Here is a 22,488-nt window from a genome sequence, read left to right as displayed (position 1 = left end):
CCTTCGAGAATGCGACCGGCCCGCGGCGGGGCACGCACCTCCGCTCGGAGCGCGCGCCCACCCGCCACGGGCCGGGGTTTTCGATGCCGGGTCGCCCCGGCCTTGGGGGCGCGGGGCCCGGCCGCGTGGTCACCGCGTACCGGACCCCGCTCACCTGGGCCCTACTCGCCGGGGTGGGCGAGTTCGATGTCATGGCCGTCGGTTCCGCGACCGCCCACCGTGAGGGCCGTCGCCACCGGCGGGTAGCCCGTGGCGATGACCGTGTAGTCGCCGCCGTCCAGGTCGGTGAAGGCGTACGCCCCGTCCGACCCGGTCGTCGCGGTCCCCACGACATTGCCGGCCGCGTCGACGAGCGTGACCCGCGCGTCGGCCAGCGGTCCGTGCGGAGCCCGTACGACGCCCTGGAGCTGGGCTCCGGACTCCAGCTCGACCTCGATCCGGGTGACGCCCGTGCCGCCGACCTCGACGGGCAGCGCGCGCGGCCGGTACCCGGCGGCGTTCACCGCGACGGTCACCGCACCCGGCACCAGCTCGGCGAAGCCGAACTCGCCCTGCTCACCGGTGGTCCCGGTGGCCAGCAGATCACCGCGGACGTCGGTCACGATGACCATGGCGTCCTTGACGGGCAGCGCGCTGTCCGAGGCCCGCACCACACCGCTCAGCCCGCTCGTGCCGCTGAGCAGGATGTCGTACGCCACCGGCTCACCGTTGACGACGACCGTGGACGCCTGCGGCTGGAACCCGTCGGCGGAGGCGATCAGGACGTACGACCCCACGCTCGGCGCGTCCACGCCGTACGAACCGTCCGCCTGCGTCACCGACCGGCCCAGCTGCCGTCCCGCGAGGGAGATCAGCGTGACCGCGGCCTGCGGGACGGGTGCGCTCTCGGCGCCGCGGACGTAGCCGCGGACCGGGATGCCGCCGCCGGAGGTGGCCGGGGGAGCTTCGAGGGTGGCGACCGCGGCGAGCTTCTGCGTGCCGTCGGCGGCGGGCTGCGTCTCGGAGGTGACGGCCCAGCTCGGGACGCGCTCCTCGGCGGCCGCCGGAGCCTCGGCCACCGTCTCCTCGGAAGGAGCGGCCTCCTGCGCCAGCGCACCCTTCGTCCGCAACGGAACCTCCTTGATGAACAGCGTGATCAGGAAGGCGACCGCCGCCAGGGCCGCCGCGATCATGAACACGTCCGCGATGCCGTGGCCGTACGCGCTCTCCATGACCGTGCGCAGCGGCGCGGGCAGCTTGTCCATGTCCGGGATCTCGCCGGTGGAGCTCGAACCGGAGGCGAGGGAGGCGTACTTGGGGCCGAGGTCGGCGATGCCGTCCTGGGCGTAGTCGGTGATCCGGTGGGCCATGACGGCACCGAGCGCCGAGACGCCCATCGCACCACCGAGGGACCGGAAGAAGGTGACCGTGGAGCTGGCGGCGCCGAGGTCGGAGGGCTCGACCTGGTTCTGGGTGCACAGGACCAGGTTCTGCATCATCATGCCGATGCCGAGACCCAGCAGGGCCATGAAGACCGCGGTCTTCCAGTACTCCGTGTCGTACCGGATGGTGCCCAGCAGACCGAGCCCGGCCGTGACGAGCACGCCGCCGCTGACCAGCCAGGCCTTCCACTTGCCGGTGCGGGTGATGAGCTGCCCGGAGACGGTCGAGGAGACGAACAGACCGGCGATCATCGGGATCGTCATGACGCCCGACATCGTGGGGGACTTGTCGCGGGCCAGCTGGAAGTACTGGCTGAAGAAGACCGTGCCGGAGAACATCGCGACGCCCACGAACATCGAGGCGATCGACGACAGGGTGATGGTGCGGTTGCGGAACAGCCGCAGCGGGATGATCGGCTCGCTCGCCCTCGACTCGACGAGCACGAAGATCAGACCGAGCGCGATCGAGCCGCCGACCATCGCGTACGTCTGCCAGGAGATCCAGTCGTACTTGTCACCGGCGAAGGTGACCCAGACCAGCAGCAGCGAGACGGCCGCCGAGATGAAGAACGCGCCGGACCAGTCGACCTTCACGTCCCGCTTCACGACGGGCAGGTGCAGGGTCTTCTGGAGCACGATCAGCGCGATGACCGCGAACGGCACACCGACGTAGAAGCACCAGCGCCAGCCGAGCCACGAGGTGTCGGTGATGACACCGCCGAGCAGCGGACCGCCGACGGTGGCGACGGCGAAGGTCGCGCCCAGGTAGCCGGAGTAACGCCCGCGCTCACGCGGGGAGATCATCGCGGCCATCACGATCTGCGCGAGGGCGGACAGGCCGCCGACGCCGATGCCCTGGACGACACGGAAGGCGATCAGCGTGCCGGCGTTCTGGGACAGACCCGCGGCCGCCGATCCCAGCACGTAGATGACGAGCGCTATCTGGACGAGCGCCTTCTTGCTGTAGAGGTCCGACAGCTTGCCCCACAGGGGTGTGGCCGCGGTCATGGACAGCAGGGCGGCGGTGACGACCCAGGTGTAGGCGGACTGGCCGCCGCCGAGGTCACCGATGATCTCCGGGAGGGCGTTCGAGACGATCGTGGACGACAGGATCGCCACGAACATCCCGAGCAGCAGCCCGGAGAGGGCCTCCATGATCTGCCGGTGGGTCATGGGGGCGTGCTCCGCGCCTCCCCCGTGCTTGGCGTGAGCCCGCACACCGGCTGGTGTGGTCGTTGCCATGGGCTTCCTTTGCTTATGTGTTTGCGGGTGTACGGGTGATCTCTTCGCCTACGCGAGGGGCGGCGGCACGGCAGTCGTCGAAGCTGGCCCTGAGCCGGGCCATGAGGCCGGTCAGCTGGGCCACCTCTTCGTCGCTCCAGTCGCCGAGCCGCTCGGCGAGCAGCTCGCAGGTCCGCCTCGACAGCCTTTCGAGCTGGGCCAGACCCGCGGGGGTGAGGTGCAGGATGCGGGAGCGCTTGTCCGCCGGGTCGGGGGACCGGTCGATCCAGCCCCGCTCGGCGAGATGCGCCGCATGCCGGCTGGTCACCGACATGTCCACGGCGAGCAGCTCCGAGAGCCTGCTCATGCGCATGTCCCCGTGACGGGCGAGCAGCGTCAGCACGGCGGCGGAACCGGCGGGACAGTCGGACGGCAGGATCCGCCCCATCTCCCGCTTCACGGCTCCGAAGGCACTGAACTGACGCATCAGCTCCTCGTACTGCGCCTGCCCGGCCATCACACCTCCCGTATTCGTTGCTTGGGGCAACCATAAGAGCCGTTGGTTGCTACAGGCAAATAAAACGACGTGGGTTCGGCATAAAAACTTGGCAAAGGCAAGTATCGCGAAAGTAAATCGGCAGGTGGCGGTGAAGGGAGGCTGCCTGAACCCACCAGGGGCGCGGGGAACTGCGCGACCAGCCACGGACAACCGTCACTCGGCAACCCTCCCGCACCCCTACGGCGATCCCCGCGCTTGGGCAGCCCCCGCGGATTCGCTAGTGTCTCGGTGCATGGCTAACACCCAGAACCCTCAGGGCAACCACGACCCCGCCGGCAACACCCAGATGTTCCGCGCCTTCGTCGACGAGGCCCCGCAGGGCACGCAGCAGGCGGCCGCCGCCTCCGGCCCCCGCCTCGGTCTGATCATCGGCGTGGTCGTGGCCGTGGCGATCGTCGCGGCGGTGGCCTGGCTGGCGCTCAGCTGACCGGCGGGGCTACTTCCACTGGACGGACACGTCCCGCGTCTCGATGTGCATCCCGAGCGGCACCCGCCACGCGTCGACGCACACCGTCCAGGTCTTCTCCTTGCGCGCCCCGGCCCCGATCGGCGCCGGAAGCGCCACGGCCGACTCGACGGTCCCCCAGTCGATCCCGAGCGCGCCGATGATGTGCGTCCCGAAGGTCACGGTGCCCGAACGCACCGCGCTGCCGCCGGAGTTGCGGAGGACCAGGGTCACCTTCTCGCACCAGCGCTGATCGGTGGCCTCCCGCGCCGGATCGCTCACGGTCAGGGCGGCGGGGGCGGCCGCCGATGCCGTGGGGCTCGGGTCGGCCGGTGAACTCGTAGGCGTACGACCGGGCTTGGCGCCCCCGGCCGAGGAGGCGGGACTGCTCGGAGCGGCCGAAGTTCCCGGGACGCCCTCAGCCTCCGGACTTCCCGGTGTCCGCGATACCGAGGACCGGCCCGGAGCGCCCGTCTCCGAACTCCCCTCCGTCTCCGGTGAGTCGGACCCGTCCAACGGCACGACCCGCACACCGCCCGTCGGTTCGGCGGCCACCATGGGCTTCGTACCGCCCGCCGCCCCGACCGCGACGTACCCGTCACCGCCGCCGCTCCCGCAGCCGGCCAGGACCGCGCCCAGACAGGCGACGGCCGCCGACGCGCCGATCACGGCGCCCCGACGGCCATGTGTCCATGTCGTCGCCCGAAGCATCGCGCCAGTGTGGCTGACACTCCGTCAGTAAGGAAGTCCCCTGCGGAACTTCCACCGGTCCTGGACCGTCAGTCCGAGATCAGGCCCTCGCGCAGCTGCGCCAGCGTCCGCGTCAGCAGCCGGGAGACGTGCATCTGGGAGATGCCGACCTCCTCGCCGATCTGTGACTGGGTCATGTTGGCGAAGAAGCGCAGCATGATGATCTGGCGCTCGCGGGGCGGCAGTTTGGCGAGCAGGGGCTTGAGGGACTCGCGGTACTCGACGCCTTCGAGGGCCGTGTCCTCGTAGCCGAGCCGGTCGGCCAGGGAGCCCTCGCCGCCGTCGTCCTCCGGGGCCGGGGAGTCCAGCGAGGAGGCGGTGTACGCGTTGCCGACCGCGAGGCCGTCGACGACGTCCTCCTCCGACACGCCCAGCACCACGGCGAGTTCGGCGACGGTCGGGGAGCGGTCCAGCTTCTGCGAGAGCTCGTCGCTGGCCTTGGTGAGGGCCAGGCGCAGCTCCTGCAGCCGGCGCGGGACGCGCACCGACCAGGACGTGTCCCGGAAGAACCGTTTGATCTCGCCCACGACCGTCGGCATCGCGAACGTCGGGAACTCCACGCCGCGTTCGCAGTCGAAGCGGTCGATCGCCTTGATCAGGCCGATGGTGCCGACCTGGACGATGTCCTCCATCGGCTCGTTGCGCGAGCGGAAGCGGGCCGCCGCGTAGCGCACCAGTGGGAGGTTGAGCTCGATGAGGGTGTCCCGGACGTACACACGCTCGGGGCTGTTCTCGTCGAGGGCGGCGAGCCGCAGGAAGAGGGAGCGGGACAGGGTGCGGGTGTCGAGGGCACCCGAGGTCACCGGCAGGGCCGGAGCCTCTACGGCGGCCTCGACAGCCGGGTTGTCGTCGAGCGCGGGCGCAGCCTCGCTCTTGATGAGCGTGAGCACCTTCGAGCTGCCCTGGTCTGCGGACATGCCACCCCCTTTGGGTCGCGGGACGGTCGCGGCGAACGCTCCATCGAGGAACGTCAGCCTTCACCTGAATACCGGAGCCGAAGCCCCGGCAAACGCTCTGCCGGAAGAATGTCACATGTCGGCAACACGCTGTAGTGACATGTCGACACGTGAGACGTGAATCCGCCCTGGATAAAGGGGGTCTGACGGTTTTTCGGCGCAGAAGTGTCGGGAACGGGCCTGGTGAGCGATTCGCTCGTGCCGGTTACGCCTCGATCCTGCTTGCGAACTGGGGTGTTCCGGAACGCGCCCCCGTGCGCCTCTTATGCATCGATCCGATTGGCGGATCGCAGCCGCTGGAAGCTACGCGCGAGTAGCCGCGAGACATGCATCTGCGAGACACCGAGTTCCGCGCTGATTTGCGACTGGGTGAGATTGCTGTAGTAGCGCAGCAGAAGGATTCGCTGTTCGCGTTCCGGCAGTTGGACCAGCAGATGCCGTACGAGGTCGCGGTGCTCCACGCCGTCCAGCGCCGGGTCCTCGTAGCCGAGGCGGTCCAGCAGTCCGGGCAGTCCGTCGCCCTCCTGCGCGGCCTCCAGCGAGGTGGCGTGGTACGAGCGCCCGGCCTCGATGCAGGACAGCACCTCGTCCTCGCCGATGCGCAGCCGCTCGGCGATCTCGGCGGTGGTCGGGGTGCGCCCGAAGGCGGTCGTCAGGTCCTCGGTGGCGCCGTTGACCTGCACCCACAGCTCGTGGAGCCGACGGGGCACGTGGACGGTCCGCACGTTGTCGCGGAAGTACCGCTTGATCTCGCCGATGACGGTCGGCATCGCGAACGTCGGGAACTGCACGCCCCGGTCCGGGTCGAAGCGGTCGATCGCGTTGATGAGCCCGATCGTGCCGACCTGGATCACGTCCTCCATCGGCTCGTTGCGGGAGCGGAAGCGGGCGGCCGCGTAGCGCACGAGCGGGAGGTTGGCCTCGATGAGCGCCCCGCGTACCCGGTTGTGCTCCGGCGTACCCGGCTGGACCTCCTTGAGCTGGGCGAAGAGCACCTGGGTGAGCGCCCGGGTGTCGGCGCCGCGGCTGCGCTGGGGGGCGGCGGGCGCCGGGGTCTGGGCGGGCGCCTCTTCCTGGGGCGGCGCAGTACTGGCCGACACGGTCAACGCCACCTCTTCATCGGTCTACAGCGGTCAACTCATCCGTCAAAAGCGGTCATAGCATCACAAGACATGTGCACTGTGTGCAAGCACCGCATAACACCGTGTTGAGGGAAGAGTTGGGGCACAAGACGCGCGAAAGCCCCCCGCCGTTCCGGCGAGGGGCCATACGAGGTGAGGGTGAGCTCAGTACGCGTAGTCCGCGATCACCCAGGTGGCGAACTCCTTCCAGAGCGCCACTCCCGCCTGGTGCTCCGGGTGCTCCACGTACCGGCGCAGCGCGTCCGCGTCCTCGAACCCCGAGTTGATGGCGAAGTCGTAGGCGATGGGCCGGTCGCTGAGGTTCCAGCCCAGCTCCCAGAAGCGGATGTCCTCGATCTTGCCGTCGAGGGCGCGGAAAGCCTCGACGCCCTTCACGACCCGCGGGTCGTCACGCACGACGCCCTCGTTGAGCTTGAAGAGGACAAGGTGGCGGATCATGTGCGCTCCCAGCTTCCGATCAGCCGCTACTGCGCCCCGTCGGCGAGCCAGGTGAAGAAGTCACCGATGGCCTTGGCGGCGTCCGATATGCCCTCGAACCCTATCTGGACGTAGTCCGCCGCCTTGGCCGGGTCCGTGATGATCACGTACAGAATGAAGACCACGAGTATGTAGACAGCGGCCCTCTTCGAATTCACCGCCACCGCGGCCTCCCCCGTGACTGTCGTGCCTGTTGGGACTCCTGTGCCGGCGGCGAGTGTAACTTCCCTACATCACATTTAAGGACCAACGACCTGCGGTTCCGGGTGCTTTGTCGAGCCCGTGGAGCCCTGGCGGGGCGCAGGACCGATGGTGACGCACGAAGGGCCCCGTCTTTCGACGGGGCCCTTCAGAAGCGGTAGCGGAGGGATTTGAACCCTCGGTGACTTGCGCCACACTCGCTTTCGAGGCGAGCTCCTTCGGCCGCTCGGACACGCTACCGAGAGAGACCTTACAACACTGTGGGGCCTGCTCTGAAATCGGTATTACCGGGTCCGGAAGAAGTCCGTGAGGAGCCGCGCGCACTCCTCGGCGAGCACCCCCTCGATCACCTCGGGACGGTGGTTGAGCCGCCGGTCCCGGACGACGTCCCAGAGCGAGCCGACCGCGCCGGCCTTGTCGTCTCGGGCGCCGTAGACGACGCGGTCCACGCGGGACTGCACCAGCGCGCCCGCGCACATCGTGCAGGGTTCCAGGGTGACGACCAGCGTGCAGCCGGCCAGCCGCCACTCCCCGAGTTCCGCGGCCGCCCGGCGGATCGCCAGGACCTCCGCGTGGGCGGTCGGGTCGCCGACCGCCTCGCGTTCGTTGTGCCCGGTCCCGAGCACGGTCGTGCCGTCCGGGGCCAGTACGACGGCCCCCACCGGCACGTCCGGGCCCGCCCGCCCGGCCTCGTCCAGGGCGAGCCGCATCGCGGCTCGCCAGCGGTCGCGTACCGGGTCAGGGGGGCCCTCGGTGGTCTCCCCGGTCAGCGGACGGTCTCCAGGACCTCCGAGGCGCCCAGGGACTCGGCGATCTCGGTGAGCGCGTCCGTCGACAGGGACTTCAGCTCCTTCTCGCTGACACCCAGGTCGTCGAGGACGCCGGGGTCACCGACCGGACCGTGCGGCACGGCCTCGGCGGAGCCGCCGCTCTCGGCGTCGTCCCCGTCCTCGTCCCCGTCCTCACCGTCCTCGGTGCCGTCGAGATCGAGGGCGTCCAGGTCGGGGTCGTCGTCCCCGGGCTCCCTTCCGAGCAGTTCGTCGGTGAGAAGGATCTCGCCGTAACTGCTGCGGGCAGCGGCGGCGGCGTCCGAGACGTAGATACGAGGGTCGTCCTCGCCGTCGATCCGGACGACGCCGAACCAGGCGTCCTCCTGCTCGATGAGCACCAGCACCGTGTCGTCCTCGGGTGAGGCTTCACGGGCCAGGTCGGCCAGATCCGACAAGGTCTCCACATCGTCGAGCTCTTTGTCGCTCGCTTCCCACCCGTCTTCGGTGCGCGCGAGCAGTGCGGCGAAGTACACCGTGACTCTCCCACTGGTCATAGGCGTGCCGGTTGGGGGTCCCCCCGGCGGAGGCTATGGGCGGGGAGGTATTGGCTCCGAGCCCCACCCACTCGGAATCGTGGCAGAAACGGAGCGTTCAGGGGACGTCTTCGGCACCCTGTGTCCGCCCGTTTTGATCGTCCACCAGCGGGATCGTACGCGGCTCGGGCGACCGGGACGTACGTGGGAGCCCGAAGAGAGCGGATCGGCCTACCAGTTGGCCTACCAGCGGAAGGTGCGCATGCGCATCGCGTGACGCAGCCGGGCCGCCTTGGCGCGCCGGGGCTGGACGCGGTCGCGCAGCTCACGGGCCTCGGCGAGGTCGCGCAGGAACTGGGCGCGGCGCCTGCGGCGCTCGGCGTCGGTCTCTTGTCGTGACTCCTGGTTCGGCATAGGCACACCACCCGGTTGCGTCCCTCCCACTTTCCCTCCGACGGGGGGTTTGATGCCAGCGGACGGGTGAAGCGAGGTTTGCCTCAGTCAGAGATGCCGCACGGGACGCCGGCGACAACGGGCCCGGTTAATGTTGTGGACATGCGTCTCCACGTCGTCGACCACCCTCTGGTCGCTCACAAGCTCACCACGCTGCGCGACCGGCGCACCGACTCCGCGACCTTCCGTCGGCTGGCCGACGAACTGGTCACCCTGCTCGCCTACGAGGCCACGCGAGACGTGCGCACCGAAGCGGTCGACATCACGACCCCGGTCACCACCACCACCGGAGTCAAGCTCTCCTACCCGCGCCCCCTGGTCGTGCCGATCCTGCGCGCCGGCCTCGGCATGCTCGACGGCATGGTCCGCCTGCTGCCGACCGCCGAGGTGGGCTTCATGGGCATGGTGCGCGACGAGGAGACGCTCCAGGCGTCCACCTACGCCACGCGCATGCCGGAGGACCTCTCCGGGCGTCAGGTGTACGTCCTCGACCCGATGCTCGCCACCGGCGGCACGCTGGTCGCGGCGATCCAGGAGCTGATCAAGCGGGGTGCGGACGATGTGACGGCCGTGGTGCTGCTGGCTGCGCCGGAGGGCGTCGAGGTCATGGAGCGTGAGCTCGCGGGGACGCCGGTCACCGTGGTGACGGCGGCGGTCGACGACCACCTCAACGAGCACGGGTACATCGTGCCGGGCCTCGGAGACGCGGGCGATCGTCTTTACGGCGCCGCTGAGTAGGTACGCCTTCTCGCCGTAGAGGGTGCGTTACGCGGGCGACTGCGGGTCCGATGTGGCTGGTCGCGCAGTTCCCCGCGCCCCTGCAGGGCGCGTTTCAGCAGGCCTTCTTTGACGACGTGGGCGTCGGCTGGGGTGCGCCCAGCTTGGCCAGTGCCTTGTCCGCCGTCGTCTTTGCCGTCAGGGACTTGAAGCCGGTCCCGATGATCAGGTCCACGTCCGTCCCCTTACGGGTGTCCGGGCGGGCCTCCGCGCCCGCGAGCTGTGTGCCGAGGACCGGCAACGAGGTGCTCACGGCGGACGTGGGCCCGAGCAGCAGGCCCGTGCCCTTGACCTTCTTGTCGAACTCCGCGCTCGCGTTGCCGACGTCGCCGATCTTGAAGCCGCGCTTCTTCAGCTCGTCCGCGGTCTTCTTGGCGAGCCCCGCCCGGGGCGTGGCGTTGAAGACGTTGACGGTGATCTGGGCGGGCTTGGGATAAGCCTTGGTGGAGGACGAGGCCGACGGGGACGCCTTCGTCGCGCAGTCCGCCTTGGAGCCGGCCGCCGAGGCCTTGTCGCCACCGCCGGTGAAGACGTCGATGAGCTGCAGCGTGCCCCAGCCGACCAGACCGAGCGCGGTGACCGAGGCGACCAGGGCGACCACGAGCCTGGCGCGCCGCCGGGGACGGCGCATGCGCGGGTACTTGTCCCCCGTGATCCGGTACTTGCCGCCCATGCCTGGGGGAGTCAGCATGCTCATGGGCGCAGCGTAGTGCGCCGGGGCGGCGATGCCTACTAAATGATCATTGGATTCGGGTCGGAAGAACCCGAAAGGGTCAACCCTTTACAAGCCCGCCACTCAATCCAGTTCGAGTACACGCGCGTGCAGCACCTGGCGCTGCTGGAGCGCCGCCCGTACCGCGCGGTGGAGGCCGTCCTCGAGATACAGGTCGCCCTGCCACTTCACGACGTGCGCGAAGAGATCGCCGTAGAACGTGGAGTCCTCGGCGAGCAGGGTTTCCAGGTCGAGCTGGCCCTTGGTCGTCACCAGTTGATCGAGGCGGACCGGGCGCGGCGCGACGTCCGCCCATTGCCGGGTGCTTTCCCGGCCATGGTCGGGGTACGGCCGGCCGTTTCCGATGCGCTTGAAGATCACACGGAAAGCCTACCGGTCAAGACCTTCCGGGCGCAGCCATGGCGACGGAGTGTGATGCTGGAAAAGATGCCGTAAACGGGGGCAAACCGGAACAGGTGCCTGAGATGAGTGACAGCGAGACCATGCCGCAGGCCGCCGCTCCCGAAGCCCCGGGGAGTGCGCCGGCCCTTCCGAAGGAGGCCCTGGAGATCGCCTCCGGGTACGCCTTCACCGGGCCCGCCCTCGATCTCGGCGCCCTCCTGTGGGACGGGGTGTGTCTGCCGGACGCGCAGGTCAGGATCCCGTTGCCGATGCTGAACCGGCACGGTCTCGTGGCGGGCGCGACGGGCACCGGCAAGACCAAGACGCTTCAGCTGATCGCCGAGCAGCTCTCCGCGCAGGGCGTTCCGGTGTTCCTCGCGGACATCAAGGGTGACGTGTCCGGGATTTCGGCGCCCGGAGCCCGTGACGACAAGGTGCAGGCCCGCGCCGCGGACGTACACCAGGAGTGGACGGCGACCGGCTTCCCGGCCGAGTTCTACGCCCTCGGCGGCCTTGGCCACGGGATCCCCGTGCGGGCGACGATCACGGACTTCGGTCCGCTGCTGCTGTCCAAGGTGCTCCAGCTCAACCAGACCCAGGAGCAGTCGCTCGGCCTGATCTTCCACTACGCCGACACCAAGGGCCTGGAGCTGTTCGACCTGAAGGACCTCAGGGCCGTCGTCACCTTCCTGACCTCGGACGAGGGCAGGAGCGAGCTGAAGAACATCGGCGGACTGTCCACGGCGACAGCGGGCGTGATCCTGCGCTCCCTCACCGCCTTCGAGGCGCAGGGCATGGCCGACTTCTTCGGGGAGCCGGAGTTCGACACGAACGAGCTGCTGCGCACGGCGGAGGACGGGCGCGGCATGGTCTCCGTCCTCGAACTGCCCGCCGTACAGGACAAACCGCAGCTGTTCTCGACGTTCCTGATGTGGCTGCTCGCCGACCTCTTCCACGATCTGCCCGAGGTCGGGGACGCCGACAAGCCGAAGCTGGTCTTCTTCTTCGACGAGGCGCATCTGCTGTTCAACGACGCCTCGAAGGCGTTCCTGGACTCGATCACGCAGACCGTCCGGCTGATTCGCTCGAAAGGGGTCGGTGTCTTCTTCGTGACGCAGACCCCGAAGGACGTACCCGCCGACGTCCTCGCCCAGCTCGGCAACCGCGTCCAGCACGCGCTCAGGGCCTTCACACCGGATGACCAGAAGGCTCTGAAGGCCACGGTGAAGACCTTCCCCAACTCGGCGTACGACCTGGAGGAGCTGCTCACCGGGCTCGGGACGGGGGAGGCCGTGGTCACGGTGCTCAGCGAGAAGGGCGCCCCGACGCCTGTCGCGGCGACCCGTCTGCGTGCCCCCGAGTCCCTGATGGGCCCCGTCGACAGCGCCGCCCTGGACGCGGCGGTGCAGGCGTCGCCGTTGCACGGGCGCTATGCACAGGCTGTGGATCGCGAGTCGGCGTACGAGAAGCTGAACGCGGCGCGGGGAGCGAAGGGGCCGGACGAGATGTCGGCCCCTCCCGCGGAGACCCCTGCCAGGAAGACCGGGTCCAGGAAGTCCGAGCCCAAGGACGACCCCTCCATGGTCGAACAGGTCGTCGGCAGCGGGGTGTTCAAGTCCCTCGCCCGCTCCCTGGGGACACAGATCGGCCGCGAGATCAGCCGCTCGGTCTTCGGTACGGCACGGCGGAGGCGGTGACCCCGCGAGGTCCCGCCTCCGCACCGGCTCAGCCTCGCTTCCCTTCCTTCACGGGCGGCTTGCTCTCCCGGGGCTGCGGCTTGGGCGTGTTGCGGGAGGCCTCGGCGCGCACGAGGGCGCGCAGGACGGCGTACGGGTCGATGGGCATGGTGGTTGCTCCTTGCGTCGCTGCTTGACTGACCTCTGGTGCGAGGGCCGGTCAGCAGCGCAGGACCACCGAGCGCAGGGTGTGCAGGGCGTACGGCGGCCGCGGCGGCGCCGGGAGGGGGCGGCCCGCCGGGGCGCCGGGCGCCGGAGCGGGCCGGGGCGCGGGGCGCAGGGGTACGACGGGACGGTGGGCGGCGCGGGCCGGTGCCCGCAGGGCCGTGTCCAGGACGTCGTACTCGGCGATCTCGCCGGCGACCGGGGTGACGGCGGTGGCGGCGTGCGCCCCGGCGTGGCCGCCCGGCACGAGCAGCGCGAGCAGCAGGACAAAGGCACGGAGCCAGGTTCTGGTGCTGCTCATGGTTGCTGGTCTGCCCCAGGGAGTACGAGGTTCATCGCGTCGTCCGTCAGATCCGCTCGCACGGGTTACTCACACCGTGCGCGGCACTCTCCCGGCCTGCCCGCGCATCCGTACCGCCGTGACGATCTCGACGATGCCCACGGCGACCAGCCAGATCCCGCCGACCACGGTGAGGACGGCGACCGACTCGAAGGGGGAGTCGATCAGCACGATCCCGGCGAGGAACGTGACGATCCCGAGGAAGATCTGCCAGCCGCGGGCGGGCATCGACGGGTCGGAGGCGGCGGCCAGAGTCTGGGTGATCCCGCGGATGAGCCAGCCGATGCCGATCCACAGGGCGAGCAGCAGGAGCGACTGCATGGGGCCGCGGAAGCAGAACAGGCCCAGCAGGATCGACAGGGCGCCGCTGATGAAGGCGAGGACGCGCAGTCCGGTCGTCTTGTGCGTGCCGAAGGCCGAGACCAGCTGGAAGACGCCGCTGACGACCAGGTAGACGCCGAACAGGATGCCGGTGGCGAGGAGCGTGGAGCCCGGCCAGATCAGCACCAGGACGCCCAGGATCAGCGATGCGATGCCGGTGATCAGGACGACCTGCCACGCCGCCTCGGACAGCGCGTGCAGGGGGCCCTCGACGGGCGGCTCGGGCTCATGGGAGCGCTGCTGCGTGTGGACCTTGCGGTCGTCGAACTCCCGGCCCCAGGAGGAGCCGTGCGGTGCCTCGGTCATGGTCCATGCTGGGACCGCGTACGGCCGCCCCGCACGGTGGGCTGGGCCGATCGGCTTACTTGCCGGCCGCCTTCGCGGCCTTCGCCGCAGCCTTCATCTCCTGCTTGTGCGCCCGTACCTTGACCAGCGACTCCGGGCCGGTGATGTCGGCGACCGACCGGAAGGACCCGGCCTCGCCGTACCCGCCCGCCGCCTCCCGCCAGCCCTTGGGCTGTGCGCCCAGCTGCTTGCCCAGCAGGGCCAGGAAGATCTGGGCCTTCTGCTTGCCGAAGCCGGGCAGGTCCTCCAGCCGGCGGAGCAGTTCGCGTCCGTCGTCCACGCCCTTCCAGACGAGCTCGGCGTTGCCGTCGTAGTGCTCGACGAGGTACTGGCACAGCTGCTGGATCCGCTTGGCCATGGAGCCCGGGTAGCGGTGGACCGCCGGCTTGTCCGAGAGCAGGGTCGCGAAGGCGTCCGGGTCCTGCACGGCGATCTCGTGCGCGTCGAGGTCGTCCAGACCGAGCCGGTCCGCGATCGTCCGGGGTCCCTTGAACGCCCACTCCATCGGAACCTGCTGGTCCAGCAGCATCCCGACCAGCGCGGCGAGCGGGGAGCGCCCGAGGAGTTCGTCGGCCTCGGGGTCCTGGGCGAGGTGAAGGGTGACGTCCATGACCCCGATCATGCCGCGTACGGGGTCAGGCCGCCCGCCAGTACCCCAGCGCGTGCATCCGCTCCTTGGGGACGCCCAGGTCCTTGCGGACGTACGAGGACAGGGTGCGGGTCGTCCTGGTGTCGCAGGCGATCCAGACGTAGGCGTCCGGGTGGGCCCTGAGGAGGTCGGGAAGGTCGGTCCTCACCCGGTCGACGAGACCCGCACCGGTGCGGACGTCATGGCGGGACGGGTCCGTGCGGAAGGGGAGGCCGTCCGTGCCGCCCTCGAACCAGACCGTCGCCGGGGACGAGTCCAGCGCTTCCAGCAGGGAGTTGATGGCGGGCAGGGACGCCGGGTCGCCGATCGCGAAGACATGGGTCGGTGACGGGTCGGGGTTCTCGAACGCCGTGCCGTGGACCGTCGCCTCGATGGTGTCGCCGGGCTTCGCGTTCCGCGCCCAGTCGCTCGCCACGCCCTCGTGGAGGGCGAACTCCAGGCCGAAGGTGCCGGCCGCGGGGTCCGGGTCGACCAGGGTGTAGGCCCGCTGGTGCGGCTTGCCCGCGTCGGAGAACCACAGCCGCACCCACATCGTGGGGTGGACGCCGGTCGCGGCGAGCATGCCGCCGTCGGTGAGGTGGATGCGTCGGTAGGTCGAAGTGACGTCCTCGGCGCCGGTGACGGTGAGGACGTAGTCCTTGGCCCGCAGCAGTTTGAGGACCGCGCCCTCCCAGCCGTGCCCCTGCCCCATCGTCTCTTCACTCCTCGCGTACGATTTCACCACCAGTTACTTAGGTGAGCCTAACCTAAAGCACAGGAGAGACCCAGAGTGAGCGCCGAGATCTACCGTGATGTCTGGGGTGTCCCGCATCTGCGTGCCGACAGCGTGCGCGAACTCGCCCGCGTCCAGGGCATCGTCACCGCCCGCGACCGGGCCTGGCAGCTGGAGGTCGAACGGCACCGGGCCCGCGGCACCTCGGCGTCCTTCCTCGGTCCCGACGCCCTGCCCTGGGACCGGTTCGTGCGCAGGGCCCGGCTGGAGGACACCGCGAGACGTTGCTTCGCGCATCTGGAGAGACGGGACCCGGAGACGGCCGACTGGGTACGGGCGTACGTCGACGGGGTCAACGAAGGGCTCGCCGACGCGACCCTGCCCCTCGGTGCCCCCGGCCGCTGGGAGCCCTGGACCCCCCTCGGCGTCTGGCTCGGTGCCCACATCCTCTTCGCGGGCTTCCCCGCCAAGCTCTGGCGCGAGCAGGCCGTCAAGCACCTCGGCGAGGAGGCCGTCGGGCTCTTCGCCATCGACGGTCCCGGCACCTCCGGCAGCAACGGCTGGCTGGTGAGCGGCGAGCGGACCGTGACCGGGCAGGCCGTCATCGCCGGCGACCCGCACCGCTTCATCGAGGACCCCGGCGTCTACCAGCAGATCCACCTCTCCTGCCCGGAGTTCGACGTCGTCGGCCTCGCCGTCCCGGGCGTCCCCGGCATCGCCCACTTCGGCCACACCGGCACGGTCGCCTGGGCCATCACCAACGCCATGGCCGACTACCAGGACCTGTACGAGGAACGGCTGCGGCGGACCGGGGCCGGTGTCGAGGCCCTCGGCCCGGACGGGAGTTGGACGCGCGCGTCCCGGCACACCGAAACCGTCGAAGTCGCCGGCGAGGAGCCCGTCGAGGTCGAGGTCATCGAGACCGAGCGCGGGCCCGTCATCGCCGGCGGCCCGGAAGGGCTCGACGACGGCACGCCGCTCGCCCTCAGCCTCCGCACCCCGCCTCGCGTCACCGGCGACCTGGGCTTCAGCACCCTGCTCCCCCTGCTGCGGGCCCGCCGGGTCGCCGACGTGGACCGGGCCTTCGACAACTGGGCCGAGCCCGTCAACGTCGTACAGGCCGCCGACACCGAGGGCGGGCTGCTGCACCGGGTCGCGGGCCGGGTGCCGGTGCGGTCCGAGGCCAACCGCACCCGTGTCGTCCCCGCCTGGGAGACCGGGTACGAGTGGCAGGGCTGGCACGACATGCCCCGCGCCGGACTCACGGAGGACGGCGTCGCCGTCATGGCCAACCAGCGAGGTCCGGCGGCACCGCTCGGTGTCGAGTTCGCCCCGCCGCACCGCGCGAACCGCATCGCGGCGATGCTCGCGGAGCAGGACAAGTGGTCGGCCGGGGACATGCCCGCCCTCCACATGGACACGTATCTGGCCTCCGCCGGGCCCCTGTTGGACCACCTCGCCGCCCTCCGGGATCTGACCCCACGGGCCGCGGAGCTCACCGGCACCCTCCTGCGCTGGAACCGCCGCATGGACGCGGACAGTGAGGACGCCGCCCGCTACTCGGCGGTGCGCGGCGCCGTCGTCCGCCGACTCGCCGCCCACCCCGTGTTCGCCGCGCTGACCGCCCCACCCGCCTACCCCGAGGTTCTCCTCCCCTGGCTCGGACTGACCCCGCGCATCGGCTACGCCCTCGAACACCTGCTGCGCGCCGAGGAGTTGTACGGCATCGACCGCCCCGCCGAGATCCGCGCGGCCGTCGAGGAGGTGGCCGCCGGGAAGCCGCCCGCGACCTGGGGCGAGACCCACCGGCTGTACCCGTGGCGGGCGTTGCCGAACACCTCGTACGAGACGTACGACGAACCCGGTCTCTCCGGCGACCACGACTGCGTGCTGTGCACCTCCGCCGTGCCCGGTCTGACCGACCTGGCCGCGCGCGGTCCGGCCGCCCGCTACGTGTGGGACCTGGCCCGGCGTGAGGACAGCCGCTGGGTGGTGCCGTTCGGCGCCTCGGGCGTGCCCGGCTCGCCCCATCACCGTGATCAACTTCCCCTGTGGCTCACGGGCGACCTCGTCCCGGTCGTCACCGACTTCGAACAGCTCAGCAAGGAGAGCGATGTCTGACACCTACGTCCATGAGCAGGAGGTCGACGGCTTCGGCACCGTCCGTGTGCGCACCCTCGACGCGAAGGCCGACGCGGAGGTGCTGCACGGCTGGGTCAGCGAGGAACGGGCCGCCTTCTGGGGCATGAACGGCCTCACCCAGGACCAAGTGGCCGAGATCTACGCCCACATGGACACCCTCGACACCCACCACGCCTATCTGCTCGAGAAGGACGGCGAGCCGGTCGGACTGCTCCAGACCTATGAGCCGGAGGCCGACCGGGTCAGCGAGTGCTACCCCGTCGAACCAGGTGACATCGGCGTCCATCTGCTGCTCGCGCCGGCCGGAGCGGACGGCGGACGGTCCGGCTGGTCGTCGGCGCTGCTGGGCGCCGTCGCGTCGTACGTCCTGCTCGGCCTGGGCCGCGAGCGGGTCGTGGTCGACCCCGACGTACGCAACGAGAAGGCGATCGCCCGGTTCCTGCGGCAGGGGTTCGTGGCCGGGGAGCGGGTCGTGCTGCCGGAGATCGACATCCCGGATGTGCATCTGCCCGAGAAGCACGCTCAACTGGCCTTCCTGGCCAGGGAGGTAGCCTTCCCGGCGTGACCCCAGAAGACCTCGTCGCCCACTACGGACTGGAGCCGATCCCGCGAGAGGGGGGTCTGTTCCGCCGTACCTGGGCGGGCCCCGAGCGCGCGGACGGCAGACCGGAGGGCTCGGCCATAGTCGCCCTGCTCACCGCCGACGACTTCTCCGCCCTGCACCGCCTGCCCGGCGACGAGATCTGGCACTTCTACCTCGGCGACCCCCTGGAACTCCTGCTCCTGTCCCCGGACGGCACATCGAGCACTCCGGTGCTGGGCCCCGACGTCCTCGCCGGTCAGCACGTCCAGCTGACCGTCCCAGGCGGCACCTGGATGGGGGCGCGCACGCGGGGCGCGTGGACGTTCTTCGGCTGCACGATGGCTCCCGGGTTCACCTACGAGAGCTATGAGCACGGCGACTCCGAGGCCCTGATGGCGCAGCATCCCGCCGACGCCGACCGGATCGCGCGACTGTGTCGTCCATGAGACTCCTCGAAGGACAGGTCGCCCTCGTCACGGGCGCGGGCGGAGGTATCGGGCGGGGGATCGCGGTGCGGTTCGCCGAACAGGGGGCGGCCGCGGTCGTCGTGCACTGCCGTACGGCGGTGACGGCGGCGGAGGAAGTGGCGGCCCGGGTCCGGGAGTCGGGCGCGCGGGCCGTCGTCCTCCAGGCGGATCTGACGGACGAGAACGACTGCCGGGAACTGGTCCGGGAGGCGGACGCGTGGGGCGGCGGACTGACCGCGCTGGTCAACAACGCGGGGGTGCAGCCGGTGCGGGAGCTGCCCGGGATGACGGCCGCCGAGTGGCGTGAGGTCGTCGACACCAACCTGACGAGCGCCTTCGCGTGCACACAGGCGGCGGCGGAGGTCATGGAGCACGGCGGCGGCTCGGTGACGCACATCGCCTCGATCGAGGCGCACGGTCCCGCCGCCGGGCACGCCCACTACTGCGCGTCCAAGGCCGCCCTGGTGATGCACGCCCGGTCGGCGGCCCTGGAGTACGGGCCTCGCGGCATCCGCGTCAACAGCGTCTCGCCCGGGCTGATCGACCGGGAGGGGCTGGCGCGGGACTGGCCGGAGGGTGTGGAACGGTGGCATGCGAAGGCGCCCCTGGGCCGGCTGGGCCGACCCGAGGACATCGGCGACGCCTGTGTGTTCCTCGCCTCGCCGCTCGCCACCTGGATCACCGGGCAGGACCTGGTCGTGGACGGGGGAGTGTCGGCGCGGCCCACGTGGTGAGTGTTCCGGCGCCGGTGTCCGTACATAACGCGGAGCTGCGGGGACGGAGTACTGACGTGGAGCGTGACGGTGGACGAGGACGGCGGCGAGTTCAAGGGCTGGTGCTGCTGGGCACCGTGCTGGTCCTGCTCCTCTTCGGCGGCGCGGGACCGGCGTCGGCCCATGCCGCCCTCCGCTCCACCGACCCCGAGGACGGAACCGTCCTCAAGTCCGCCCCCGCGTACATCACCCTGACCTTCACCGAGTCCGTCGGTCTGCTCGACGACTCCTTCCGCGTGCTGAGCCCGAAGAACGAGCGGGTGCGCACGGGGGAGGCCGGGCATGTGCCGGGGAGTTCGGACACCGCCCGGGTGTCGCTGCCCGCCTCCGGGCTCGGCGAGGGCACCTTCACGGTGGCCTGGCGGGTCGTCTCGGCGGACAGCCATCCGGTGTCGGGGGCGTTCACCTTCTCCGTCGGGAAGCCCTCGGCGACGGTGGTGACCGTGGACCCGGGACCCGTGGAGAACCCGGCGACGGCCGGCCTCTACAACATCGCCCGCTACCTGGCCTATCTCGCGGTGGCGCTGCTCATCGGCACGGCGGTCTTCCTCGCGCTGTGCCGCCCGGCGGACGCCAACATCCTGCCCAGGCTGCTGCGGGTGGGCTGGTGGACGCTGGCGGGGGCCACGGTCGCGCTGTTCGTGCTGCGGGCGCCCTACGAGGCCGGCACGGGTCCCGCGGCGGCCTTCGACGCCGCGGCCTTCGAACGGACGGTGACGAGCAGGCCGGGGCTGGTGCTGCTGGCCCGGCTGGTGCTGCTCGCGCTGACGGCGGTCTTCCTCCTGCGGCTGTTCCGGCGCCGCCGGTCCTCCTACGCGATCGGCGCCGCCCTCGCCCTCGGCCTCGCCCTCACCTGGGCCGCCGGTGAGCACGCCTCCGCCGGCATCCAGGTGCCCGTGGCGATGGCCTCCTCGGTCCTGCACGTCCTGGCGATGGCGGCCTGGCTGGGCGGTCTGACGGCACTGGTCGTCACGCTGTACCGGGCGGCGGTCGTCGAACCGGCCACGGTCACCCGCTTCTCCCGCCTCGCCTTCGTCTCCGTGACCGTCCTGGTCGTCACCGGCGTCTACCAGTCCTGGCGTGGCCTGGGCTCCTGGGGCGCGTTCACCGACACGACGTACGGCCGGCTCCTGGTCGCCAAGCTGATCGTGGTGGTCGTGCTGCTGACGGCGGCCGGGTTCTCGCGGCTGTGGACGGTACGCCTGGCGACGGCGGACGAGCGGACCGCCGTACCGGAACGGGTGCCGGAGCCGGTGGGCGGGCCGCCGCTGCCGGAGTCGCCCGAGGAGCCGCCGGTCGTTCCGGACCGCCGTGGTCTGCGGCGCTCCGTCCTCGCCGAGGTCACCATCGGTGTCGTGGTGCTGGTCCTCACGACCGTGCTCACCGGCACCGTGCCGGGCCGCGCGGAGGCGGAGGCCGCTCAGAGCCCCGCGGCCACCGGTCTGCCCGTCGCGTCCGTCTCCTACGTCCCCTTCGACATCGGCGGCGCCCGGGGCAAGGTGCAGATCACCCTCGACCCGGGCCGGGTCGGCCGGAACTCGGTGGAAGCGGTGGTCCTGGACGCCGAGGGCGGTTTCGCCATCGTCCCCGAACTCCGCCTCTCCTTCACCCTCCCGTCCCAGGACATCGGCCCGCTGGACGCCGAGCTGACCGACAAGGGCGGCTACTGGGGAACCAACGACCTCGACCTCCCGATCGGCGGCACCTGGGAGATGAAGGTGACGGTCCGCGTCTCCGAGGTCGACCAGGTCAGCGTGGAGAAGTCCGTCGTGATCGGCTAGGGCTGGGGCAGCACCCGGCCGAGCGGCCGAAGATCCCCCACCGAGGAACCGCAGCACCCAGGTGCCCACGGTGAGCCGGCTTGTTCGACCGGTCGAAGGCGATTCGGACGATCGGATCGATCTTGGATGTGTCGGTCACGTTTCCACAAAGGTGACGGTCATCTCTTGACGCATGACAGGACATACGGCTGTCATTACGCCACCGTGTTCGGTCAAGTTGATTTCTGGTCGTTTACGACGGACTTCGACACACTCCCCTGCCTGGCCGAACCCTGCCCCTCAGGAGCCGTTCATGCCCGACTTCTCCCTCCCCTCCGCGAGCCGCCGTTCCGTCCTGCGCGGCATAGGCGGCGCCGCCGTGCTCGGTGCCGGCATCCCCCTGCTGAGCGCCTGCGGCGGCAGCGGAGCCTCGTCCGACCCGAAGACGGTCACCCTCGGCTCCAAGGCGTCCGACCCGGTGCCGAAGAAGGCCTTCGCGGACATCTACGCGGGCTTCAAGAAGGACTCCGGGATCACGGTCGACGTGAACACCAAGGACTCCAACACCTTCCAGGAGCAGATCAACGCCTACCTGCAGGGCACGCCGGACGACGTGTTCACCTGGTTCGCGGGCTACCGGATGCAGTTCTTCGCGGCCAAGGGCCTCGCCACCCCGATCGACGACGTGTGGCAGACCATCGGGGGCAACTTCCCCGAGGCGATGAAGAAGCTCAGCAAGGGCGAGGACGGCAAGTACTACTTCGTGCCGCTCTACTCGTACCCGTGGGCGCTCTTCTACCGGAAGAGCGTCTTCAAGCAGTACGGCTACGAAGTCCCCACCACCTGGGACCAGCTGGTCGCCCTGTGCAAGCAGATGGAGAAGGACAAGCTCGTCCCGATCGCCTTCGGCGACAAGGACGCCTGGCCCGCGCTCGGCACCTTCGACCAGATCAACTTCCGCCAGAACGGCTACGACTTCCACGTCGACCTGATGGCCGGAAAGGCCGCCTGGACCGACGCCAAGGTGCGCAAGGTCTTCGACCTGTGGACCGAGATCCTCCCGTACCACCAGGAGGGCGCCACCGGCCGCACCTGGCAGGACGCGGCCCAGACCCTGGCCTCCAAGAAGGCCGGCATGTACCTCCTCGGCACCTTCGTGGCCCAGCAGTTCACCGACAAGGCCGCCCTGGACGACCTCGACTTCTTCGCCTTCCCGGAGATCGACCCGGCGTACGGCCAGGACACCGTCGAGGCCCCGACCGACGGCTTCATGATGAGCAAGAGCCCGAAGAACAAGGCCGGTGCGGTCAAGCTCCTGGAGTACCTGGGCACCCCGGCCGCCGAGGAGATCTACCTCAAGTCGGACCCCAGCGTGGTCGCCGCCTCCACCAAGGCCTCCACCGACGCGTACACCGCCATCCAGAAGAAGGCGTACGAGATGATCTCGGGCGCCAAGAGCCTCACCCAGTTCATGGACCGCGACAGCCGCCCCGACTTCACCTCGACGGTCATGCAGCCCGCGCTGCAGAAGTTCGTGCGCGATCCCAAGGGCATCGACAGCTTGCTCAGCTCGATCGAGCGCCAGAAGAAGACGATCTTCGCGTCCAGCTGACCAC

At 70.2% G+C, this 22,488-nt stretch carries 25 protein-coding genes and 1 tRNA gene; 9 read left to right on the top strand and 17 right to left on the bottom strand.

Annotation, left to right across the window (positions count from 1 at the left end):
* Window positions 1-161: 161 nt before the first annotated feature.
* Window positions 162-2,663: an MFS transporter gene (locus ACWD3I_RS06470; protein ID WP_365394807.1), complete on the bottom strand. Its 2,502-nt coding sequence runs from the start codon at window positions 2,661-2,663 to the stop codon at window positions 162-164.
* A 13-nt stretch (window positions 2,664-2,676) separates the two neighbouring features.
* Complete coding sequence (locus ACWD3I_RS06465; protein ID WP_365394809.1) at window positions 2,677-3,159, bottom strand: MarR family winged helix-turn-helix transcriptional regulator; 483 nt, start codon at window positions 3,157-3,159, stop codon at window positions 2,677-2,679.
* Window positions 3,160-3,433: 274 nt separating this feature from the next.
* On the opposite strand from ACWD3I_RS06465, the gene ACWD3I_RS06460 reads away from it, so the two are divergent.
* The gene (locus ACWD3I_RS06460; RefSeq protein WP_365394811.1) at window positions 3,434-3,628 is read left to right on the top strand and encodes a hypothetical protein; all 195 of its coding nucleotides are present in this window, start codon (window positions 3,434-3,436) and stop codon (window positions 3,626-3,628) included.
* A gap of 9 nt (window positions 3,629-3,637) precedes the next feature.
* Here the strand turns inward: ACWD3I_RS06460 and ACWD3I_RS06455 are convergent, their stop codons facing one another.
* From ACWD3I_RS06455 to ACWD3I_RS06415, 9 genes are all read right to left on the bottom strand, one after another.
* On the bottom strand, window positions 3,638-4,357 hold the full coding sequence (locus ACWD3I_RS06455; RefSeq protein ID WP_365394812.1) for a hypothetical protein: 720 nt from the start codon (window positions 4,355-4,357) through the stop codon (window positions 3,638-3,640).
* A gap of 68 nt (window positions 4,358-4,425) precedes the next feature.
* Window positions 4,426-5,313 carry an RNA polymerase sigma factor SigF gene (locus tag ACWD3I_RS06450; protein WP_046260673.1) on the bottom strand — a complete coding sequence of 296 codons (888 nt, stop codon included), beginning with the start codon at window positions 5,311-5,313 and terminating at the stop codon, window positions 4,426-4,428.
* A 302-nt stretch (window positions 5,314-5,615) separates the two neighbouring features.
* Window positions 5,616-6,464: an RNA polymerase sigma factor SigF gene (locus ACWD3I_RS06445; RefSeq protein WP_267015472.1), complete on the bottom strand. Its 849-nt coding sequence runs from the start codon at window positions 6,462-6,464 to the stop codon at window positions 5,616-5,618.
* 174 nt (window positions 6,465-6,638) lie between these two features.
* Window positions 6,639-6,932, bottom strand: a complete 294-nt coding sequence (locus tag ACWD3I_RS06440) for a Dabb family protein (protein WP_365394815.1) — start codon at window positions 6,930-6,932, stop codon at window positions 6,639-6,641.
* A 26-nt stretch (window positions 6,933-6,958) separates the two neighbouring features.
* Window positions 6,959-7,135, bottom strand: a complete 177-nt coding sequence (locus ACWD3I_RS06435; RefSeq protein WP_307028713.1) for a hypothetical protein — start codon at window positions 7,133-7,135, stop codon at window positions 6,959-6,961.
* Between the two features lie 192 nt (window positions 7,136-7,327).
* Window positions 7,328-7,412 (bottom strand) — tRNA-Ser (locus ACWD3I_RS06430).
* A gap of 44 nt (window positions 7,413-7,456) precedes the next feature.
* Entirely contained in the window at window positions 7,457-7,882 is a 426-nt protein-coding gene (tadA, locus tag ACWD3I_RS06425; RefSeq protein WP_365394817.1) for a tRNA adenosine(34) deaminase TadA, read from the bottom strand.
* A 56-nt stretch (window positions 7,883-7,938) separates the two neighbouring features.
* On the bottom strand, window positions 7,939-8,475 hold the full coding sequence (locus tag ACWD3I_RS06420; RefSeq protein WP_046260678.1) for a tRNA adenosine deaminase-associated protein: 537 nt from the start codon (window positions 8,473-8,475) through the stop codon (window positions 7,939-7,941).
* Between the two features lie 243 nt (window positions 8,476-8,718).
* Window positions 8,719-8,889, bottom strand: coding sequence for a hypothetical protein (locus ACWD3I_RS06415; RefSeq protein ID WP_365394819.1), 171 nt, complete (start codon window positions 8,887-8,889; stop codon window positions 8,719-8,721).
* 141 nt (window positions 8,890-9,030) lie between these two features.
* On the opposite strand from ACWD3I_RS06415, the gene upp reads away from it, so the two are divergent.
* A complete protein-coding gene (gene upp / locus ACWD3I_RS06410) occupies window positions 9,031-9,666 on the top strand; it encodes a uracil phosphoribosyltransferase (protein WP_365394821.1) in 636 nt (211 codons plus the stop codon).
* Between the two features lie 94 nt (window positions 9,667-9,760).
* Here upp and ACWD3I_RS06405 read toward each other — a convergent pair whose 3' ends face one another.
* Together ACWD3I_RS06405 and ACWD3I_RS06400 are read right to left on the bottom strand one after the other, a co-directional pair.
* Complete coding sequence (locus tag ACWD3I_RS06405) at window positions 9,761-10,402, bottom strand: LytR C-terminal domain-containing protein (RefSeq protein ID WP_365394823.1); 642 nt, start codon at window positions 10,400-10,402, stop codon at window positions 9,761-9,763.
* A 99-nt stretch (window positions 10,403-10,501) separates the two neighbouring features.
* Window positions 10,502-10,798 carry a type II toxin-antitoxin system VapB family antitoxin gene (locus ACWD3I_RS06400; protein WP_003999914.1) on the bottom strand — a complete coding sequence of 99 codons (297 nt, stop codon included), beginning with the start codon at window positions 10,796-10,798 and terminating at the stop codon, window positions 10,502-10,504.
* Between the two features lie 104 nt (window positions 10,799-10,902).
* Between ACWD3I_RS06400 and ACWD3I_RS06395 the strand changes: the two genes are divergently transcribed.
* Window positions 10,903-12,516 carry a helicase HerA-like domain-containing protein gene (locus ACWD3I_RS06395; protein ID WP_365394825.1) on the top strand — a complete coding sequence of 538 codons (1,614 nt, stop codon included), beginning with the start codon at window positions 10,903-10,905 and terminating at the stop codon, window positions 12,514-12,516.
* 199 nt (window positions 12,517-12,715) lie between these two features.
* Here the strand turns inward: ACWD3I_RS06395 and ACWD3I_RS06390 are convergent, their stop codons facing one another.
* The 4 genes from ACWD3I_RS06390 to ACWD3I_RS06375 form a co-directional block, all read right to left on the bottom strand.
* Window positions 12,716-13,021 carry a hypothetical protein gene (locus ACWD3I_RS06390; protein ID WP_365394827.1) on the bottom strand — a complete coding sequence of 102 codons (306 nt, stop codon included), beginning with the start codon at window positions 13,019-13,021 and terminating at the stop codon, window positions 12,716-12,718.
* Window positions 13,022-13,090: 69 nt separating this feature from the next.
* Window positions 13,091-13,747, bottom strand: coding sequence for an HdeD family acid-resistance protein (locus ACWD3I_RS06385; RefSeq protein WP_365394829.1), 657 nt, complete (start codon window positions 13,745-13,747; stop codon window positions 13,091-13,093).
* 55 nt (window positions 13,748-13,802) lie between these two features.
* A complete protein-coding gene (locus ACWD3I_RS06380) occupies window positions 13,803-14,396 on the bottom strand; it encodes an HhH-GPD-type base excision DNA repair protein (RefSeq protein WP_365394831.1) in 594 nt (197 codons plus the stop codon).
* A gap of 25 nt (window positions 14,397-14,421) precedes the next feature.
* On the bottom strand, window positions 14,422-15,126 hold the full coding sequence (locus ACWD3I_RS06375) for a siderophore-interacting protein (RefSeq protein ID WP_365394833.1): 705 nt from the start codon (window positions 15,124-15,126) through the stop codon (window positions 14,422-14,424).
* Between the two features lie 78 nt (window positions 15,127-15,204).
* Here ACWD3I_RS06375 and ACWD3I_RS06370 point away from each other — a divergent pair, with 78 nt between their 5' ends.
* The 6 genes from ACWD3I_RS06370 to ACWD3I_RS06345 all read left to right on the top strand — a co-directional run bounded on the left by ACWD3I_RS06370 (window position 15,205) and on the right by ACWD3I_RS06345 (window position 22,484).
* The gene (locus tag ACWD3I_RS06370; RefSeq protein WP_365394834.1) at window positions 15,205-17,268 is read left to right on the top strand and encodes a penicillin acylase family protein; all 2,064 of its coding nucleotides are present in this window, start codon (window positions 15,205-15,207) and stop codon (window positions 17,266-17,268) included.
* Entirely contained in the window at window positions 17,261-17,854 is a 594-nt protein-coding gene (locus tag ACWD3I_RS06365) for a GNAT family N-acetyltransferase (protein ID WP_365394836.1), read from the top strand. Before ACWD3I_RS06370 ends, ACWD3I_RS06365 begins: the two co-directional genes overlap by 8 nt.
* The gene (locus ACWD3I_RS06360; protein ID WP_365394838.1) at window positions 17,851-18,318 is read left to right on the top strand and encodes a cupin domain-containing protein; all 468 of its coding nucleotides are present in this window, start codon (window positions 17,851-17,853) and stop codon (window positions 18,316-18,318) included. The genes ACWD3I_RS06365 and ACWD3I_RS06360 overlap by 4 nt, the downstream gene beginning before the upstream one ends.
* Window positions 18,315-19,073, top strand: coding sequence for an SDR family NAD(P)-dependent oxidoreductase (locus tag ACWD3I_RS06355; RefSeq protein ID WP_365394840.1), 759 nt, complete (start codon window positions 18,315-18,317; stop codon window positions 19,071-19,073). The genes ACWD3I_RS06360 and ACWD3I_RS06355 overlap by 4 nt, the downstream gene beginning before the upstream one ends.
* Window positions 19,074-19,174: 101 nt before the next feature.
* On the top strand, window positions 19,175-20,893 hold the full coding sequence (locus tag ACWD3I_RS06350) for a copper resistance CopC/CopD family protein (protein ID WP_365394907.1): 1,719 nt from the start codon (window positions 19,175-19,177) through the stop codon (window positions 20,891-20,893).
* A 292-nt stretch (window positions 20,894-21,185) separates the two neighbouring features.
* Window positions 21,186-22,484, top strand: coding sequence for an ABC transporter substrate-binding protein (locus ACWD3I_RS06345; RefSeq protein ID WP_365394842.1), 1,299 nt, complete (start codon window positions 21,186-21,188; stop codon window positions 22,482-22,484).
* Window positions 22,485-22,488: the final 4 nt, after the last annotated feature.

The sequence above is a fragment of the Streptomyces sp. NPDC002817 genome, from assembly GCF_053592055.1.
Note: the sequence above shows the minus strand (reverse complement) of the source record. Positions and strands in the feature narration are given on the sequence as shown.

Coding starts and splice junctions, on each gene's coding strand:
- ACWD3I_RS06470 (WP_365394807.1), bottom strand. CDS start 2,663: ATGGCAACGACCACACCAGCCGGTGTGCGGGCTCACGCCAAGCACGGG.
- ACWD3I_RS06465 (WP_365394809.1), bottom strand. CDS start 3,159: ATGGCCGGGCAGGCGCAGTACGAGGAGCTGATGCGTCAGTTCAGTGCC.
- ACWD3I_RS06460 (WP_365394811.1), top strand. CDS start 3,434: ATGGCTAACACCCAGAACCCTCAGGGCAACCACGACCCCGCCGGCAAC.
- ACWD3I_RS06455 (WP_365394812.1), bottom strand. CDS start 4,357: ATGCTTCGGGCGACGACATGGACACATGGCCGTCGGGGCGCCGTGATC.
- ACWD3I_RS06450 (WP_046260673.1), bottom strand. CDS start 5,313: ATGTCCGCAGACCAGGGCAGCTCGAAGGTGCTCACGCTCATCAAGAGC.
- ACWD3I_RS06440 (WP_365394815.1), bottom strand. CDS start 6,932: ATGATCCGCCACCTTGTCCTCTTCAAGCTCAACGAGGGCGTCGTGCGT.
- tadA (WP_365394817.1), bottom strand. CDS start 7,882: ATGCGGCTCGCCCTGGACGAGGCCGGGCGGGCGGGCCCGGACGTGCCG.
- ACWD3I_RS06415 (WP_365394819.1), bottom strand. CDS start 8,889: ATGCCGAACCAGGAGTCACGACAAGAGACCGACGCCGAGCGCCGCAGG.
- upp (WP_365394821.1), top strand. CDS start 9,031: ATGCGTCTCCACGTCGTCGACCACCCTCTGGTCGCTCACAAGCTCACC.
- ACWD3I_RS06405 (WP_365394823.1), bottom strand. CDS start 10,402: ATGAGCATGCTGACTCCCCCAGGCATGGGCGGCAAGTACCGGATCACG.
- ACWD3I_RS06395 (WP_365394825.1), top strand. CDS start 10,903: ATGAGTGACAGCGAGACCATGCCGCAGGCCGCCGCTCCCGAAGCCCCG.
- ACWD3I_RS06390 (WP_365394827.1), bottom strand. CDS start 13,021: ATGAGCAGCACCAGAACCTGGCTCCGTGCCTTTGTCCTGCTGCTCGCG.
- ACWD3I_RS06385 (WP_365394829.1), bottom strand. CDS start 13,747: ATGACCGAGGCACCGCACGGCTCCTCCTGGGGCCGGGAGTTCGACGAC.
- ACWD3I_RS06380 (WP_365394831.1), bottom strand. CDS start 14,396: ATGGACGTCACCCTTCACCTCGCCCAGGACCCCGAGGCCGACGAACTC.
- ACWD3I_RS06375 (WP_365394833.1), bottom strand. CDS start 15,126: ATGGGGCAGGGGCACGGCTGGGAGGGCGCGGTCCTCAAACTGCTGCGG.
- ACWD3I_RS06365 (WP_365394836.1), top strand. CDS start 17,261: ATGTCTGACACCTACGTCCATGAGCAGGAGGTCGACGGCTTCGGCACC.
- ACWD3I_RS06355 (WP_365394840.1), top strand. CDS start 18,315: ATGAGACTCCTCGAAGGACAGGTCGCCCTCGTCACGGGCGCGGGCGGA.
- ACWD3I_RS06345 (WP_365394842.1), top strand. CDS start 21,186: ATGCCCGACTTCTCCCTCCCCTCCGCGAGCCGCCGTTCCGTCCTGCGC.